Here is a 16360-nt window from a genome sequence, read left to right as displayed (position 1 = left end):
TGAGGTGGGGATCGAAGACCGCCCGATCAACCGGGGCGGTGGTCACGATTTACTGAACAGGACGCCCGCGTATTGCGGCCCCGGCCCCGCCGGGCGGGGCAATCCGGTGCCGGATGGCACCGGGGAAAGATTATCCGCGGATGTCGGACATTGCAGCGACCACAAGTTCGCGTGCGTTGCCATCGCCGCCGAAGAGGACATCGACGGAATGGACCGCGTCGGCGGCGGCGGTTTGCATCACCGGGCCGAGGGTCGGGTCCTGCCACGCGACGACGAGAAGCGCCACGGCGGTCAGGAACAGGCAGCGACGCCCCCATCGCTTGGCGATTCCGGCGCGGCGGGCGTAAGCTTCCTGGCGAAGGCGGGCCAGCTCACCCTTGCGGATGGCTTGGAGGGAGAGTTTGTTTTCCATGCCACGGTTTTGACCGCCTCAGATGGCGAAAATGCGGCAGGCCCGGGGCCATTTATGGTCAGAGGTTTTCGGCCTGCGGCATCCCGAGGACGTGATAACCGCCGTCCACGTGGACGATTTCACCGCTGGTGCAGGCGCCTGCATCGGAGGCCAGCCAGACGGCGGTGCCGCCCACGGCCTCGAGCGTGGCATTGGCCCGCAAGGGCGCGTTCATATCGGTATGCTTGTAGGTCTTGCGCGCCCCGCCAATGGCCGCACCCGCCAGCGTTTTCATCGGGCCGGGCGAGATGGCGTTCACGCGGATACCGTCTGGACCCATGTCATTGGCCAGGTACCGGGTGGAGGATTCCAGCGCCGCCTTTGCCACACCCATGACATTGTAATTGGGCACAACCTTGTTCGAGCCCTGATAGGTCAGCGTCAGCAGGGTGCCGCCGTTCTCCTTCATCATCGGGTAGGCGCGGCGGGCCACGTCGATGAAGGAATAGGCCGAGATTTCGAGGCTGTGCTTGAAGTTCTGGCGGCTGGTGTTCATGAACCGGCCCGTCAGTTCGGATTTGTCCGAATAGGCGATGGCATGGACCAGGAAATCGATCGTCGGCCATTTATCCGCCAGAGAGGCAAAAGCCGCATCCAGCGAGTCGTCGTCGGTGACATCCACATCGACAAGGAAATCGCTGCCCACCGAAGCCGCCAGCGGTTCGACCCGCTTGCCGAAAGCCTCGCCCTGATAGGTAAAGGCCAGTTCGGCCCCGGCCCCGGCCATGGCCTTGGCGATGCCCCAGGCGATGGAGCGGTCGTTGGCCACGCCCATGATGAGGCCGCGTTTTCCCTGCATGGAATTGCTCATGTGAAAATCATCCGTGATATTTGCTGAGGATCATCGACCCGTTGGTGCCGCCGAAGCCGAAGCTGTTGGTCATGACGCTATCGAGCCCGGCGTTATCGACCCGCGCGGTGGCAACCTCGGCGGGCGAAAGCGCCGGGTCGAGATTTTCGACGTTGATCGACGGGATGATGAAATCGTGCTCCAGCGCCAGCAGGCAATAGACGGCCTCCTGTGCGCCGGTGGCGCCCTGGCTGTGGCCGGTCATGGATTTGGTGGAACTGATCGGCGGTGTCGTGCCGGTCCCAAAGACGCGGCGCACGGCCTCGACCTCGCCCACGTCGCCGACGGGGGTGGAGGTGCCATGGGCGTTGATATAGCCCACCTTGCGATCCTCGGGCAGCGTGGAGAGCGCGATGCGCATGGCGCGCTCGCCGCCCTCGCCCGAGGGGGCGACCATGTCGTGGCCATCCGAGGTGGCGCCATAGCCGGTCACCTCGGCATAGATCTTGGCGCCGCGCGCCTTGGCGTGATCGAGGTCTTCCAGCACCAGAATCCCGCCGCCGCCGCCGATGACGAAACCATCACGGTCGGCATCGAAGGCGCGCGAGGCTTTCTCGGGGGTGTCATTGTATTTCGAGGACATCGCGCCCATGGCGTCGAAGAGGCAGGACAGGGTCCAATCAAGCTCTTCCCCGCCACCGGCGAACATCACGTCCTGCTTGCCCATCATGATCTGTTCGGCGGCATTGCCGATGCAATGCAGCGAGGTCGAACAGGCCGAGGTGATGGAATAGTTGATGCCCTTGATCCGGTAGGCCGTGGAGAGGTTGGCCGAGACCGTGGAAGACATGCATTTCGGCACGGCGAACGGCCCGATCCGCTTGGGCGAGCCTTTTTCCAACACCGTCTGATGCGCGGCCAGCATGGCCGAGGTGGAGGGCCCGCCGGAGCCCGCGACCAGCCCGGTGCGCGGGTTGACGATGTCCTTTTCCTCCAGCCCGGCGTCGGCGATGGCCTGCCCCATGGCGATATGGGCATAGGCCGCGCCCGGCCCCATGAAGCGCAGGGTGCGTTTATCGACATGCTCGGTGATGTCGAGTTTTACATCCCCGGCGATCTGGCTGCGAAAGCCGTGCTCGGCCATCGCCGCATTCGAGGTGATGCCGGATTTGCCGGCTTGCAGTGAGGCGAGAACCTCTTGGGCATTGTTGCCGATGCTGGAGACGACCCCCAGCCCTGTAACGACGACGCGGCGCATGTGGCCTCCTTCGGTTTGTTGGAAACTGTGTATGACAGTGCGGCCCGTTGGTGCAAGCAGTAAGGGGGCGATGATCCAGCGGAGTGGCCATGCCACGCCGGATTGATTGCGTTCAGGCCACGCAGGCCTTGGGGGCCCTGCCCCCGGTTGAAAATCGCAGATTTTCAACCCCCCCCGGAGTATTTCGGGAAAGATGAAAGTCGCGGTGCGGGAGCGTTATTTCGTGACTTTTTTCACGAACTGCGATTTCAGGCCGATCTGGCCGACGCCGGGAATTTTGCAATCGATGTCGTGATCGCCATCCACGAGGCGGATGTTCTTGACCTTGGTACCGACCTTGACCGAGGACGAGGTGCCGCCGAGTTTGAGATCCTTGATCACGGTGACGGTATCGCCATCGGCCAGCGGGTTGCCGACGCTGTCGCGGATGACCTTTGTATCTTCGGCAGCGGCGGACCATTCATGGCCGCATTCCGGGCAGACCAGCAAGGCATCCATTTCGTAGGTGTAGGTCGAGCCACACTCGGGACAGGGGGGGAGTTCCATGGGCATTCCCGCTCAGCTTTCGCTGAGCGCCACTTTCATGTCTTTGACCTGGTAGATGACTTCACCGTCGGCCTCGACGATGCCATCGGCGACTCCCATGGTCAGGCGGCGGGTTTGCACGGCCTTGGTGAAATCGACGTAATAAGTGAGCATCTTGCGGTCGGGGCGCACCATGCCGGTGAGTTTCACCTCGCCCACGCCCAGCGCGTAGCCCCGCCCCTGCCAGCCGCGCCAGCCGAGGTTGAAGCCGGTCAGTTGCCACAGGCCATCGAGGCCGAGGCAGCCGGGCATGATCGGGTTGCCGGGGAAGTGGCATTCGAAAAACCACAGGTCGGGGGTGATGTCGAATTCGGCCACGACATGGCCCTTGCCGTGCTTGCCGCCATCGCCCGAGATATCGGTAATCCGGTCCATCATCAGCATCGGCGGCTCGGGCAGTTGCGCGTTGCCGGGGCCGAAGAGTTCGCCCCTTGCGCATTTCAGGAGGTCGTCACGGTCGAAGCTGCTCGGGTAATCGGCCATTCAGGCGGCCCTTTCTTTGGTCCGGTTGCGGTGTTGCGATCCCCTGTATCACCGGAAAAATGATCCTTGCAAGCCTGATGGCCTGCGGCGCATCGGTCAATCCGCGTGGTCGGGGGCGACCTGAAGGCGGTAGGCCGCCATACGGGTGCAGAAATATAACCACGCCGCACCGTCCATGAACTTGAAGCCCTCTTCGAAGGTTTGTGACAGGCCGTAGGACACCGGCATGAGTTCCTGCACCGCGTCCACCAGCACCGACATGAACAGCAACCCGCCGGCAAGAAAAAAGGCGAACCCATCCACCGACAGGATCGTGCCGCGATGCCGGACGAGCAGGTAGATCACGAAGATCGCGTAGAGCGGGATGATGATCCCTTCGGCGATGTAGCGGTCATGGATCAGGAAAAAGTCATCGACCGCCAGCACCAACGAGAAATGCCCCGCCAATTTCACAAGGTTGCGGTGATCGGGCAAGGTGCCGCGGGGATGTACCCAAATCCGGAAAAACAGATCGCCGCCGCCGAGACCCACAACCAAGACCCCACGTTGGACAAAAACCCCAGGAAACTGGATTGCTCGGTCAGTTGTGCCGGATCGCGCAAGATTTCAACGAGTCCGAAACCCGCAAGGGACAGGATGCTGAGCGAGGTGACGAAGAATACGAAGGCCGGGCCACAGCACAGCCACAGGGCCCGCTTGATGTTGTCAGGGTCGAAGAGACGGGGGGCGTCAATCTGTTGCATTGCGGAACTTTCAAATAGCGCGTCCCCGAGCCATGCGGAGACGTTTCATGCTTTGCGCCTGACGCAAGGAAAAATCAAGAGGCGGAAGAGGGGGGAGGGTTTGCGGGTTTGGCCCGGGTCGTTTTGGGCACGACAGTGTCGCCTTGTGAGTCGGAAGGCGGAAAATTGTTTGAAAATTACCGGTTTGAACGCCTATATTAGCCTCAAGGGCAAAGGATGACGCGCGACATGATGACAGAGGCTGTGAAACGAAGCACCGATTGGTTGGCGGGCGCGGGCCTGCGACCGACGCGGCAGCGCGTGGCGCTGGCCACGCTATTGGTGGGGGACGGGCATCACCGACACGTCACCGCCGAGAGCCTGTTTTCGGATGTGCAGGAGATGGGCGAAAGCGTTTCGCTGGCCACGGTATACAACACGCTGAAGGCCTTTTGCGATGCCGGGCTTATCCAGGAAGTCACCGTGGATGGCTCGAAAAGCTATTTCGACACCAACACCCACGATCACCCGCATTTCTTCTGGGAAGGCGAGAATCGGCTGACCGATGCCCCCGCCGAGGAGTTGCAGATCGCGCAATTGCCCAAGGCCCCCGATGGGGCCGAGATTGCCAGCGTCGATGTGGTGATCCGCCTGCGCCGGACCGAGTGATCCCCGGCTCTTGGGTTACAACCTTTACATTACACGGCGCGCGTTTTGGTCAGACCCCGAAGGTCCTGAGATTTCCGAGACCGAGTGGCTTCAGCTTGTCGCAAACGATCCAGAAATGCGCTTGGACGGTGAAGCACGTGCCGATCTTCCCAGTGGGGGGAGCCTGATCGCAGAAGACCCGACTTTGGCCGTATGGACCACCTATTCCGGCAATCAACCGGAGGGTGGCAATATGGCGTGGTTTCATTGGTTCGAAGGCAATGTGATCGTCAAGGGCCCGGATGCCGAGATTGTCGGTAAAATGGTGCGCATCGCCGAAAGCATGCACGCCAAGGTGCATGGCGAAGAGGACGAGAAGTACCAAGAAGACGGGGAAGTGGTGCCGGACGATGCCCAAGATCAGGCCGCGCGTCGGCCCTGGTGGAAATTCTGGTAGGCCTTGGTTAGACCGGTGTTTGATTTGACATCGAAAGAAGGGTCCCGGAATGCGTGCAATCACTTATGACAGGTTCGGCCCCGCCAGCGAGGTTTTGACGCTTGGCGAGATGGCGCCCCCTGCCCCCGGCGCGGGCGAGGTTATGGTGCGGCTGGCGTATTCTGGGGTGAACCCATCGGATGCCAAGGCGCGTGCGGGGGCGCGGCCCGGGGTGACCAAGCCTGCTTTTCCGCAGGTCGTGCCGCATTCCGATGGGGCGGGTGTGATCGAGGCCGTAGGCGAGGGCGTGGATGCCGCGCGCGTGAGCGAGCGTGTCTGGATCTGGAACGGCCAGTGGCAGCGGGCCTTCGGCACGGCGGCGGAGTATATCGCCCTGCCCTCGGAGCAGGCGGTGGCCTTGCCCGATGGCGTTTCGCTTGAGGCGGGCGCGACATTGGGCATTCCGGGACTGACAGCAACGCAGGTGGTGTTCGGCGGTGGCGACGTGGCCGGGCAAACCCTTTTGATCGCAGGTGGCGCCGGGGCCGTGGGGCATAACGCGGTGCAACTGGCCAAGGCCGGTGGCGCACAGGTGATCGCCACCTGCTCGGGCACGGCCATGGACCGGGTGCGAGAGGCCGGGGCCGACCATGTGTTCGACTACGCGGACCCGGACCTGGCGGCGCAGATCATGGGCGTGGCGCCTGATGGCGTGGCCCGCGCGGTGGAGGTGGAGTTTGGGGCAAATGTGGATTTGCTGGCCGAGGTGATGGCCCCCTTGGGCACGATTGCCGCCTATGGATCGGGCAAGGAGATGGCCCCCACACTGCCCTTTGGCCCTTACCTGTTCAAGGCATTGAAAATCGACATCACGTTGATCTACATCCTGCCACTGGCACAGCGACAGGCGATGATCACGCGACTGCACGAGGCGCTGGTTTCGGGCGCGCTTTGCCCCGAGATAGGCGCCCGCTTTACGCTGGAGGACTGCGCCAAGGCGCATGAGGCGGTGATGACGCCGGGCCGCGCCGGCGCGGTGTTGCTGGAGATTGCCTGACTGGGCTGGGGCGCGGTGCCGAAATCTTCAAAAGATTTCGGGCCGTTTTCTTTTAAAGAAAACGGTCGTCGGGTTGGAGGCCTGACAACCCCGCCTTTGTAATCCGCTTGCGCGAGGCTTGCAGCCCTGCCTCGAACCCTTCGGCATCGCCGTAATCGACGAACTGCGCGTAATAGGCGTGATGTGTGCCAACGCGGGCGGCGTGCTTGATGGGGCACCAATAGGCCTCGGTCCGGCCAGCGATTTCCTGCACGTAGCCGATGAGGCCGTTGCAGTAGCCGCAATAGATGCAGTTCAGCTTTTGCAGCCCGTTGAGATAGGCAAGGTGGTGGCGATCCACGCGGATGAAATCGGCACGTTTGACCCGCTCGCCCCCGTAGACCGGGAAACAGATGCGTTGATAGAGCGTCACGAACAGGTCCAGCAAAACGAAAGGCACGATCAGCGCATAGATCACCGGGGCAGTCAGCACCACCATGGGGCGGGTATGACGCAGGAAGGTGGACAGGCGCACGCGCAGGGCGCGGTGCTGTTTGCGTATTTCGGCCTCGAACACCACGCGCCCGTTATCCAACTGATAGCGGAACTCCTTGCGGCGGCGGTGAAACTCGGCCTCCAGCTCGTCTTGCAATTCGCGGATGCGGATCAGGAGTTTTTCGCTGGGTGTCGGGGTGGTCATGCGGTGGCCTCCGGGTTGCTAAGGCCAAACTAGCGCGGGTCGCGTGCAAAAGAAAAGCGCGCGCAAGACGGCCTTGCGCGCGCTCTAGACTTTCTAACCGGTGATGCCTCAGGCGATTTCGACCAGTTCGATATTGAAGGTCAGGTCCTTGCCTGCCAGCGGGTGGTTGGCGTCAAGTGTCACCTGTTCCTCGGTCACGTCGACCACGGTCACCGGCATCACTTGGCCCTGCGGGGTTTGCACCTGAAGCTGCGTGCCGAGGTCGAGCGGGATGTCATCGGGGATTTCGGCGCGCGGCACGGCCTGTTGGGCGTTCGGGTCGGGTTGACCATAGGCGTCATCGGCGGGGACTTCGACGGTTTTCTTGTCGCCGACGGTCATGCCGGGGATGGCGGCGTCGAGGCCGGGGATGATCTGACCCGAGCCGACGGTGAACTCCAGCGGGTCGCGGCCTTCGGAGCTGTCGAAGGTCTGACCATCGGCCAGCGTTCCGGTATAGTGAATGCGGACGGTATCGCCCGATTTGACTTGCGTCATGAGATGTCCAATCAGTTTGGGGATGGGTTTGCAAGGCCGTGGCAAATCCACGGGTGCTTGAGTGTGTCTGACATGAGTCTAAGCATTGCGGCGAGGGATTGCAAACAACGGACCGCACAAATCCACGGCCTGCATCAAGGCCCCTTTCCCAGCCTGTCGATCCGTGCAAGTCTCTGGTCAAAACCCGAGGGGGGACCATGCCGATCACCACCTGCATATTCGATGCCTATGGCACGCTGTTCGATGTCGCCGCCGCCGCCCGCATGGCCGCGCAGGAGCCGGGACGCGAAGACTTCGCCGAACACTGGCCGCAAATCGCCGAGCACTGGCGCCTGAAACAGTTGCAATATTCATGGCTGCGCGCCGTGATGGACCAGCATTGCGATTTCTGGGAGGTGACCAGGGACGGTCTGGATTGGGCTTTGGAGGCGGCGGGGCTGGACGGGGACGAGAACCTGCGCACCCGTTTGTTGCACCTCTATCGAGAGCTGGCGGCCTACCCCGAGGTGCCCGACATGCTGGCCACCCTCAAGGCGCGGGGCTTGCAAACCGCCATCCTGTCGAACGGCAGTCCCGATATGCTGGATGCCGCCGTGCAATCGGCGGGCATCGGCACCACGCTCGACGATGTGTTGTCGGTGGAAAGCGTCGGCGTCTTCAAGCCCGCCCGCGTGGTCTATGACATGGTGGGCGCGCGCTTTGGCTGTGCCCCCGACGAGGTGTTGTTCGTGTCCTCCAACGGCTGGGACGCAGGCGCCGCCGCCGGCTATGGTTTTACCACCGCATGGGTCAACCGGAAGGGCGAGCCGGTGGACCGCCTGCCCGCCACCCCGCATCACGTATTGCCCGACCTCACCACCATCCCGGAGCTTGTCCAGTAATGCCGCGTTTCACCACCTCGGACGGGTTGAGCCTTTATTACACCGACGAGGGCGAAGGCCGCCCCGTTCTGTGCCTTGCAGGACTGACGCGCAATGGTGCCGATTTTTCTTATCTCGCGCCACATCTGCCAGGGGTGCGCCTGATCCGCATGGATTACCGGGGGCGCGGGCAGTCGGAATATGCCAGCGACCCGATGACCTATAACATCCTGCGCGAGGGCGAGGATGCCATTGAATTGCTGGATCATCTGGAACTGGCAAAGGCCACAGTGATCGGCACATCGCGTGGCGGGTTGATTTCCATGGCGCTTTCGGTGACGCACCCGGACCGTTTACAGGCGGTGGTGCTGAATGACATCGGGCCGGTGGTCGATGCAGCGGGCCTTGAGCGGATCATGGATTACGTCGGCAAAACGCCCCCCTTCCCCGATCTGGATGCCGCCGCGCAGGCGCTGGCCTCGGGTCATGCGCATGATTTCCCGGGTGTGCCGGTCTCGCGCTGGCGCGAGCAGGCGGAATTCATGTGGGAGGAGGCGCCGGGCGCGGGGCTTGTCCTGCGCTATGACCCCAAGCTGCGCGATGCGCTGATCGGTCAGGCGGGCGTGGGCGAGGCCCCCGACCTTTGGGAAATGTTCGACGGGTTGAAAGACATTCCGCTGGCCGCCATTCGCGGGGCCAACTCGGACCTGCTGACCGCCGGGACATTGGAGATGATGCAGGCGCGTCACCCCGGCCTGATCGCCGCCACCGTGCCGGACCGGGGCCATGTCCCATTCCTGGATGAACGCGAGGCGCTGAGCGCCATCCACCACCTGCTGGAGAAAAGCGCATGAGCGATATCACCATGATCCGGGCCGCGGCCCAGCGCCTCAAGGGCCACGCGCGGCGCACCCCGCTTTTGTCCTCGCCCTTTCTGGACGAGATCGCGGGGCGGCGCGTGCTGGTCAAGCCCGAGTGCCTGCAACATACCGGCAGCTTCAAGTATCGCGGCGGGCGCTCGGCGGTCTCGGCGCTTGACCCGGAGGTGCGCAAGACTGGCGTCCTGGCGTTTTCCTCGGGCAACCACGCGCAGGGGGTGGCCTTGGCGGCACGGGAATTCGGCGTGCCCGCGGTGATCATCATGCCCAATGACGCCCCGGCCCTGAAAATCGCCAATACCCGCGCCCTGGGGGCCGAGGTGGTGCTGTACGACCGCCCCGGCGGAGAAAGCCGCGAAGAGGTGGGCGAGACCTTGCAGGCCGAGCGCGGTCTGACGCTGGTCAAACCCTATGATGAGCCGGAGGTTATCGCGGGGCAAGGCACCTGTGGGCTTGAGATCGCCGAACAGGCCGCTGAACTGGGCGTGACCAAGGCCGATGTTCTGGTCTGTTGTGGCGGTGGCGGGCTGACGTCCGGGATTGCCCTGGCGCTGGAGGCCGAGGCCCCGGGGATGCGCGCCCGCCCGGTGGAACCGGAAGGGTTCGACGATACCGCGCGGTCGCTCCTCTCAGGTCGGATCGAGACAAACGCCCAAGGGTCCGGTGGGATTTGCGATGCCATCGTGACCCCCGCCCCGGGGCAAATCACCTTTCCAATCATGAAGCGGCTGTGCGGCCCCGGCCTTGTCGTCAGCGAAACCGAAGCCTTGCGCGCCATGGCACTGGCTTGGCAGCGGCTCAAGGTGGTGGCCGAACCCGGCGGCGCCGTGGCCCTTGCCGCTGCGTTGTTCCATGGCCACGAAATCGAGGGCGATACGGTGATCTGCACCATATCGGGCGGCAATGTGGACCAAGCCATGTTTGCCCGCGCGCTCGATACGCTGGAGCCGGCATGAAACAGGTTGAAGGCGATTTGATCGCACTGGCCCGGGACGGGCAGTTCAACGTGATCGTTCACGGCTGCAATTGCTTTCACAACATGGGCGGCGGGATCGCCCGGATCATTGCCCAGACCTTCCCCGAGGCCCTTACCGCCGATCGGGCCACACCCAAGGGCGACCCGGCGAAACTGGGCACGATTTCGCAGGTCACGGTGGCCTGCGGGGCGCATCGCCTGACCGTGGTCAATGCCTACACGCAGTTCGACTATCAGGGCCCAGGCCCCTTGGTGGATTACGATGCATTGTCCCGCGCCTTTCGTGCCGTGGCACAGGCCCATTCCGGGGCGCGCATCGCCTATCCGATGATTGGCGCAGGCCTGGCGGGCGGCGATTGGGCCAGGATCGCCCCGTTGATCGACACGGCCCTTGACGGGTTGGACCATACGCTTGTCACCCTGCCCTGACCCACCTTCCAGACGGAGACCCCAATGACCGAGTTCACGATTGCCAGTTTCAACGTCAAGAACCTGATCGGCCCCGACAAGGAATACTACGAGTTCCAATCCTACACGCCCGAGGAATACGCGTGGAAAGAGGACTGGATGGCGGATCAACTGCTGTCGATGAACGCCGATATCGTCGGCTTTCAGGAAATCTTCGAGGAAGAGGCCCTGCGCGCCGTGATCGACGAGACCAACACCCGCGCCACGGAGCTCAACAGCGCCACGATCCCGGACCGCTCGAAACGCTATCACCGCAAGGTCATTTTCCAGAAGCTGAAGGTGGAACCCTATACCGAGGCCAGTCTCGCCTTCGCACCAAATGCCGCCGACGAGGGCGTGCCGGGCAAACGCCGGCCCGGCCTTGCCATCCTGTCACGCTTTGGTTTCAAGGGGCAGCCCGAGGTGATCCAGGATCTGGCCGAACCGCTACATATCCCCTTCGCCCCCCTGCGCGGCATGGACGAAACCGAGGCCGGGTATTATACCCTGCGCCGCCTGTCGCGGCCCATCCTCAAGGCGCGGGTGCCTGTGGGGGATCGGGTGTTGACGGTCTTCAACTGCCACCTGAAATCGAAACTGGGCGAGTACATCACCCCGCAAGGGGCCGAATACGCCCCCGAGGAGGACCTTACCCGATATGACGCCGTGGGCCGCGCCATGGGCAGCCTGCGCGCCGCCATACGACGCATGGCCGAGGCCTGGGTTCTGCGGCGCGAGATCGTGGCGGAACTGGAGGCGGGCAATCCGGTCATGGTGCTGGGCGATTTCAACGATGGCGAACATGCCGTCAGCTCGGAAATCATCAGCGGTGAACGCCCCTTCAAGAACTACGCATGGATGTTGCGGCATGATGCCAAATCCCACTCCGACCGATACTCGGACGAGGAAAACCGCCAGATCACCGAGGATGTCGAACGCCTTGCCTTACACCCGGCCGAGCGGCTGTTCGTGCGCAAATCCCTGCGCGACATGGTCTATACCACGGCCTTCGGCGGGGTCTTCGAATCCATCGACCAGATTTACCTCAGCCGCCATTTCCACCCCGATTTCGCAGGGCGCATCGGCGAGATGACCTATTTCAGCGTCTTCAACGATCACATCACCGATGGCTCACACGCCGAGGCCCCCTATAACAAGCTTGCCTCCGACCACGGCCAGATCATGGCGCATATCCGGCTGGACTGACCTGAAAGAGCGCGCCTACGGCGCGCACAGTATGTCTCGGTCTTCGCCTTCGGCAAAGCCCTCGGGTTGCCTCCGGCGGGGGTATTTGAGCCAAGAAAAAACCAGTCATGCCATCCGCGTTTTTTCTTGGCACAAGTACCCCGGGGAGTTTGAGGGGCGGCGCCCCTCATTCAAACCAAGACTGTTGCGGCGCAGCCGCGCCTTTTGGTCAAACCGCTTGACCCCGGGTGTTTGCCCCGGGCATCTGGCCTCGAAAGGGAGGAGCTGACATGCAAATGGCTGATCTAGGCGATATCGCCCTGCATTACCGCGAGAATGGGCCGCCCGAAGGGGCGCCCTTGGTTTTTGCAAATTCGCTTGGGACCGACCTGCGGCTTTGGGATGATGTGTTGCCGCATCTGCCGGATGGGTTGCGGATCGTCCGGTATGACATGCGCGGACATGGTCTTTCGGATTGCCCCAAGGGGCCCTATTCCATGGGGGCTCTGGTGCGCGATGCCGAGCGGTTGTTGGATCACCTGCGTATCCGCGATTGCGTTTTCGTGGGGCTGTCGATTGGCGGGATGGTGGCGCAGGGCCTCGCCGTCAAGCGGCTGGAACTGATGCGTGCCATGGTGCTGTCGAACACCGCCGCCAAGATCGGCCAGCCCGAGATGTGGGCCGAGCGGATCGCCGCCGTGGAAAAGGGGGGTGTCGCTGCACTCTCCGAGGCCACGTTGGAGCGGTGGTTTTCCCGCGCCTTCCATGCCACGCCCGAGATCACCGCATGGCGACATATGTTGGAACGCACGCCTGCGGCGGGCTATGCCGGTTGCGCGGCAGCCATCGCCGGAACTGATTTCTACACCCCCACAAGCGGCTTGCGCTTGCCCACACTGGGCATCGCCGGATCCGAAGACGGCTCGACCCCACCCGATCTGGTGCGTGAGACAGTCAACCTGATCCCCGGCGCACGGTTCCACCTGATCCGCAAGGCGGGGCATCTGCCTTGCGTTGACCAGCCCAAAGACTATGCACAGGTCCTGACCGGTTTTCTGAAGGAGGTCGGCCATGTCTGAGATCTTGCTTGTTCACGGCTCCTGCCATGGCGCGTGGTGCTGGCGCGACGTCGTCCCGGCGCTTGAACGGTTGGGGCACGATGTCCGGGCCATCGACCTTCCGGGCCACGGGACCACCCCTTGGCCGTTGGCGGACATCACCCTTGATCTCTACGCGCAGGCCATTCTGGACGCGATCGAGACACGCGCCGTTGTCGTCGGCCATTCCATGGCGGGCTTTCCCATTTCCGCCGCCGCGGAAATCGACCCCACCAAGATCGCACGGCTGGTCTATCTATGTGCCTATGCGCCGCGCGATGGGGCCTCGCTTGTCGATATGCGGATGGAGGCCCCGCGCCAACCGCTTCTGGAGGCGATCGAGAAAACCCCCGATGGGCTTGGCTTTACCTTTCGCGAAACACATCTCGCCAAAGCGCTTTACCACGATTGCCCAGAAGGCACGGTGGACTATGCCCGCCAAAATCTCTGCGTGCAGGCGATCAAGCCGCAAGCCACGCCGATCCGTCTTGGCAAGGCATATCAATCCGTGCCGAAAACCTACATCCGCTGTGATGACGATCAGGCCATCCCGCCCGAATATCAACGCACCATGACCGGGGGCTGGCCGGCAGAGGACGTCCACGCTCTGCCCACCAGCCATTCACCGTTTTTCGCGATGCCAGGGGAGTTGGCGCAACTGATCGACCAAATCACCCAGGACGCGGCGTAAAATCCCCGCTTGCACCCGCGCGCCATTCCCGTAACCCTACACTAAAGAACAGGGAGCGAGGAACCATGCCGACCATCAAGGCCGCCGTCTGCCACGCCTTCGGGCAACCGCTATCCATCGAAGATGTGCAATTGCGCGCGCCCGAAATGGGCGAAGTCGAAGTCACGCTCGAAGCCGTGGCGATTTGCCATTCCGATATTGCCTATGCCGAAGGGGCCTGGGGTGGCTCGCTTCCTGCGGTTTACGGGCACGAGGCCGCCGGCCATGTCACCCATGTGGGCGCGGGCGTGACAGGGGTGGCCGAGGGAGATCCGGTGGTGGTGACACTTATTCGCGCCTGTGGTGAGTGCCCCTCCTGCGGGTCCGGGCGGCCCACAGGCTGCGAAACACCATACGATGGGGATCACGGCCCACTGACACGGGCCGATGGCGGCAAGTTGCATCAGGCCATGGCCTGCGGGGCTTTTGCCGAAAAGGTCGTGGTACATCATTCGCAAGTGGTCAGAGCACCTACCGGAATGGCCCTGGATGCCGCCAGCCTGCTGGCCTGCGGCGTGGTCACCGGCGTGGGGGCGGTGGTCAATGCCGCCAACCTGCGCGCAGGCCAAGACGTGGTGGTGATCGGCGCAGGCGGCGTCGGCCTCAACGCCATCCAAGGGGCCCGGATCGCCGGAGCGCGGCGCATCGTGGCGGTCGACATGAACGAAGACAAGCTCGAAGACGCCAAGGCCTTCGGTGCCACCGACGGCGTTCTGGCCACCCAGGACAAACCCTGGCGCGCCGCCAAGGCCGCCATGGGCCGGGGCGCGGATGCGGTACTTGTCACTGTGGGTGCAGCACAAGCCTATGATCAGGCGCCGCGCTATATCGCGGGAGGCGGTAAGGTGATCATGGTAGGCATGCCCGCCTCCGGGGCGGCCTCGACCTACGAGGCCGCCAATTTCGCCGCTGCCGGGCAATCCATGGTCGGCTCCAAAATGGGCGACGTGGTGATCAAGCGCGACATCCCCTGGATGATCGACATGTACCAACAAGGGCGCCTCAAACTCGATGAGTTGATCTCGAACCGCTGGACACTGGACCAGATCAACGAGGCCATCGCTGACACCAAGAAAGGCACCGCCCGCCGCAACGTGATCATGCTGAAGTAACCCTTTTCATCTTTCTCAAAATACTCCGGGGAGCGCGAGGGGCAGCGCCCCTCGCCCCGGTCGGATCGCACAAGCGATCCGAAACACACTCATCGGAGCCGTCCCATGAAGCTGCAAGACCTCGATATCATCGTCACGGCCCCCCCTGCTCCCGGCTGGGGCGGGCGCTACTGGATCTTGGTGAAAGTCACCACGGACAACGGCATCACCGGCTGGGGCGAATGCTATGCCGCGAGTGTCGGCCCCGAGGCCATGCGCGCGGTGATCGAGGATGTCTTTGCCCGCCACATGCAGGGCGAAAACCCTGAAAACATTGAACTTATGTTCCGTCGTGCCTATTCCTCGGGTTTCACGCAGCGTCCCGACCTGACGGTCATGGGCGCCTTCGCAGGGCTGGAGATTGCCTGTTGGGATATCCTTGGCAAGGCGCGTGAGCGGCCGGTCTGGGCGCTTCTGGGCGGGCGGATGAATGACCGTATCCGCGCCTATACCTATCTTTACCCCCTGCCCCGGCACGCCATGCCCGAATTCTGGACCTCGCCCGAGATGGCCGCCGAAGCCGCGCTTGACAGCGTGGATCGGGGCTATACGGCAGTGAAGTTCGACCCCGCAGGCCCCTACACCATGCGCGGAGGCCACATGCCCGCCATGTCCGATATCCAGATGTCGGTCGATTTCTGCCGTGCCATTCGTGAGGCCGTGGGCACAAGCGCCGATCTTCTGTTCGGCACACATGGGCAGTTCACCACCGCCGGGGCCATTCGCCTTGGGCAGGCGATCGAACCCTATAGCCCGCTATGGTACGAGGAACCCGTGCCACCTGATTGCGTCACTGAAATGGCCAGGGTGGCCGGGGCCGTGCGCATCCCCGTGGCCACCGGCGAGCGCCTGTGCACCAAGGCCGAGTTCGCCCCCGTCCTGCGCCAAGGGGCGGCGACGATCCTGCAACCGGCCCTGGGCCGTGCGGGTGGGATTTGGGAGTGCAAGAAGATCGCCGCCATGGCCGAGGTCTATAACGCCCAGATGGCGCCGCATCTCTACGCAGGCCCCGTCGAATGGGCCGCCAACGTCCATCTTGCAGCCTCGGTTCCCAACCTCCTGATGGCCGAGACCATCGAGACCCCGTTCCATGATGCCTTGATAAAAGGCGCAATCCGGGTAAATGAAGGGTTTATCACCCCACCCGAGGCCCCGGGCCTGGGGATCGAGGTTGACGAGGCGCTGGCCCGCGCCCACCCTTATGAGGACACCGGCCTGCATTTGCAGATGCAGGAGGCGCCATGCGATTACGTCAACGGCAATTCCTTTGCCGGGGGGGCCCCGCCCAAAGAGGAGTGACCTCGCCCTTTTGAGCGGGGCATGTTAGAGATGCGTAACGATAACAATCAGGACCAGCCCACGTGACAAAACCCGAAACCATCGCACCGCC

At 63.1% G+C, this 16360-nt stretch carries 21 protein-coding genes; 12 read left to right on the top strand and 9 right to left on the bottom strand.

Annotated elements, in window-relative coordinates; genetic code table 11:
• Window positions 1-130 precede the first annotated feature (130 nt).
• The 7 genes from FDP25_RS14660 to FDP25_RS14630 all read right to left on the bottom strand — a co-directional run bounded on the left by FDP25_RS14660 (window position 131) and on the right by FDP25_RS14630 (window position 4310).
• Window positions 131-412, bottom strand: a complete 282-nt coding sequence (locus FDP25_RS14660) for a hypothetical protein (protein WP_154153941.1) — start codon at window positions 410-412, stop codon at window positions 131-133.
• 58 nt (window positions 413-470) lie between these two features.
• Window positions 471-1262 carry an enoyl-ACP reductase FabI gene (locus FDP25_RS14655; protein WP_154153938.1) on the bottom strand — a complete coding sequence of 264 codons (792 nt, stop codon included), beginning with the start codon at window positions 1260-1262 and terminating at the stop codon, window positions 471-473.
• 7 nt (window positions 1263-1269) lie between these two features.
• Window positions 1270-2499, bottom strand: a complete 1230-nt coding sequence (gene fabB, locus FDP25_RS14650; RefSeq protein WP_154153935.1) for a beta-ketoacyl-ACP synthase I — start codon at window positions 2497-2499, stop codon at window positions 1270-1272.
• Window positions 2500-2715: 216 nt separating this feature from the next.
• Window positions 2716-3051, bottom strand: a complete 336-nt coding sequence (locus FDP25_RS14645) for a zinc ribbon domain-containing protein YjdM (RefSeq protein ID WP_154153932.1) — start codon at window positions 3049-3051, stop codon at window positions 2716-2718.
• Between the two features lie 6 nt (window positions 3052-3057).
• Window positions 3058-3567, bottom strand: a complete 510-nt coding sequence (gene fabA / locus FDP25_RS14640) for a bifunctional 3-hydroxydecanoyl-ACP dehydratase/trans-2-decenoyl-ACP isomerase (RefSeq protein ID WP_154153929.1) — start codon at window positions 3565-3567, stop codon at window positions 3058-3060.
• A gap of 96 nt (window positions 3568-3663) precedes the next feature.
• Window positions 3664-4041 carry a hypothetical protein gene (locus FDP25_RS14635; RefSeq protein WP_154153926.1) on the bottom strand — a complete coding sequence of 126 codons (378 nt, stop codon included), beginning with the start codon at window positions 4039-4041 and terminating at the stop codon, window positions 3664-3666.
• Entirely contained in the window at window positions 4017-4310 is a 294-nt protein-coding gene (locus FDP25_RS14630) for a hypothetical protein (RefSeq protein WP_154153922.1), read from the bottom strand. Before FDP25_RS14630 ends, FDP25_RS14635 begins: the two co-directional genes overlap by 25 nt.
• Window positions 4311-4526: 216 nt before the next feature.
• Here FDP25_RS14630 and irrA point away from each other — a divergent pair, with 216 nt between their 5' ends.
• The 3 genes from irrA to FDP25_RS14615 all read left to right on the top strand — a co-directional run bounded on the left by irrA (window position 4527) and on the right by FDP25_RS14615 (window position 6430).
• Entirely contained in the window at window positions 4527-4958 is a 432-nt protein-coding gene (gene irrA / locus FDP25_RS14625; protein WP_425500527.1) for an iron response transcriptional regulator IrrA, read from the top strand.
• Between the two features lie 115 nt (window positions 4959-5073).
• Window positions 5074-5394, top strand: a complete 321-nt coding sequence (locus tag FDP25_RS14620; protein WP_154153919.1) for a hypothetical protein — start codon at window positions 5074-5076, stop codon at window positions 5392-5394.
• Window positions 5395-5443: 49 nt separating this feature from the next.
• Entirely contained in the window at window positions 5444-6430 is a 987-nt protein-coding gene (locus FDP25_RS14615) for an NADPH:quinone reductase (RefSeq protein WP_154153916.1), read from the top strand.
• A 52-nt stretch (window positions 6431-6482) separates the two neighbouring features.
• On the opposite strand, the gene FDP25_RS14610 is transcribed toward FDP25_RS14615, so the two are convergent.
• Together FDP25_RS14610 and FDP25_RS14605 are read right to left on the bottom strand one after the other, a co-directional pair.
• Entirely contained in the window at window positions 6483-7109 is a 627-nt protein-coding gene (locus FDP25_RS14610) for a hypothetical protein (protein WP_154153913.1), read from the bottom strand.
• Between the two features lie 108 nt (window positions 7110-7217).
• Entirely contained in the window at window positions 7218-7646 is a 429-nt protein-coding gene (locus FDP25_RS14605; protein ID WP_154153910.1) for an FKBP-type peptidyl-prolyl cis-trans isomerase, read from the bottom strand.
• A 197-nt stretch (window positions 7647-7843) separates the two neighbouring features.
• Here FDP25_RS14605 and FDP25_RS14600 point away from each other — a divergent pair, with 197 nt between their 5' ends.
• The 9 genes from FDP25_RS14600 (at window position 7844) to FDP25_RS14560 (ending at window position 16269) form a co-directional block, all read left to right on the top strand.
• Window positions 7844-8527, top strand: coding sequence for a haloacid dehalogenase type II (locus tag FDP25_RS14600; protein WP_154153907.1), 684 nt, complete (start codon window positions 7844-7846; stop codon window positions 8525-8527).
• Window positions 8527-9360, top strand: a complete 834-nt coding sequence (locus tag FDP25_RS14595) for an alpha/beta fold hydrolase (RefSeq protein ID WP_154153904.1) — start codon at window positions 8527-8529, stop codon at window positions 9358-9360. The genes FDP25_RS14600 and FDP25_RS14595 overlap by 1 nt, the downstream gene beginning before the upstream one ends.
• The gene (locus FDP25_RS14590; RefSeq protein ID WP_154153901.1) at window positions 9357-10340 is read left to right on the top strand and encodes a threonine ammonia-lyase; all 984 of its coding nucleotides are present in this window, start codon (window positions 9357-9359) and stop codon (window positions 10338-10340) included. Before FDP25_RS14595 ends, FDP25_RS14590 begins: the two co-directional genes overlap by 4 nt.
• A complete protein-coding gene (locus FDP25_RS14585) occupies window positions 10337-10789 on the top strand; it encodes a macro domain-containing protein (RefSeq protein WP_154153898.1) in 453 nt (150 codons plus the stop codon). The genes FDP25_RS14590 and FDP25_RS14585 overlap by 4 nt, the downstream gene beginning before the upstream one ends.
• 24 nt (window positions 10790-10813) lie before the next feature.
• Entirely contained in the window at window positions 10814-12013 is a 1200-nt protein-coding gene (locus tag FDP25_RS14580; protein WP_154153896.1) for an endonuclease/exonuclease/phosphatase family protein, read from the top strand.
• A gap of 269 nt (window positions 12014-12282) precedes the next feature.
• Window positions 12283-13071: a 3-oxoadipate enol-lactonase gene (gene pcaD / locus FDP25_RS14575; RefSeq protein WP_154153894.1), complete on the top strand. Its 789-nt coding sequence runs from the start codon at window positions 12283-12285 to the stop codon at window positions 13069-13071.
• Window positions 13064-13780, top strand: coding sequence for an alpha/beta fold hydrolase (locus FDP25_RS14570; RefSeq protein WP_154153892.1), 717 nt, complete (start codon window positions 13064-13066; stop codon window positions 13778-13780). The genes pcaD and FDP25_RS14570 overlap by 8 nt, the downstream gene beginning before the upstream one ends.
• 65 nt (window positions 13781-13845) lie before the next feature.
• Window positions 13846-14931 (top strand): zinc-binding dehydrogenase, encoded by a 1086-nt coding sequence (locus FDP25_RS14565; RefSeq protein ID WP_154153890.1) that lies wholly within the window; start codon window positions 13846-13848, stop codon window positions 14929-14931.
• A 105-nt stretch (window positions 14932-15036) separates the two neighbouring features.
• On the top strand, window positions 15037-16269 hold the full coding sequence (locus FDP25_RS14560) for a mandelate racemase/muconate lactonizing enzyme family protein (RefSeq protein WP_154153888.1): 1233 nt from the start codon (window positions 15037-15039) through the stop codon (window positions 16267-16269).
• The last annotated feature ends 91 nt before the right edge of the window (window positions 16270-16360 follow it).

The organism is Roseovarius bejariae (genome assembly GCF_009669325.1).
Lineage (GTDB): Bacteria > Pseudomonadota > Alphaproteobacteria > Rhodobacterales > Rhodobacteraceae > Roseovarius > Roseovarius bejariae.
Note: the sequence above shows the minus strand (reverse complement) of the source record. Positions and strands in the feature narration are given on the sequence as shown.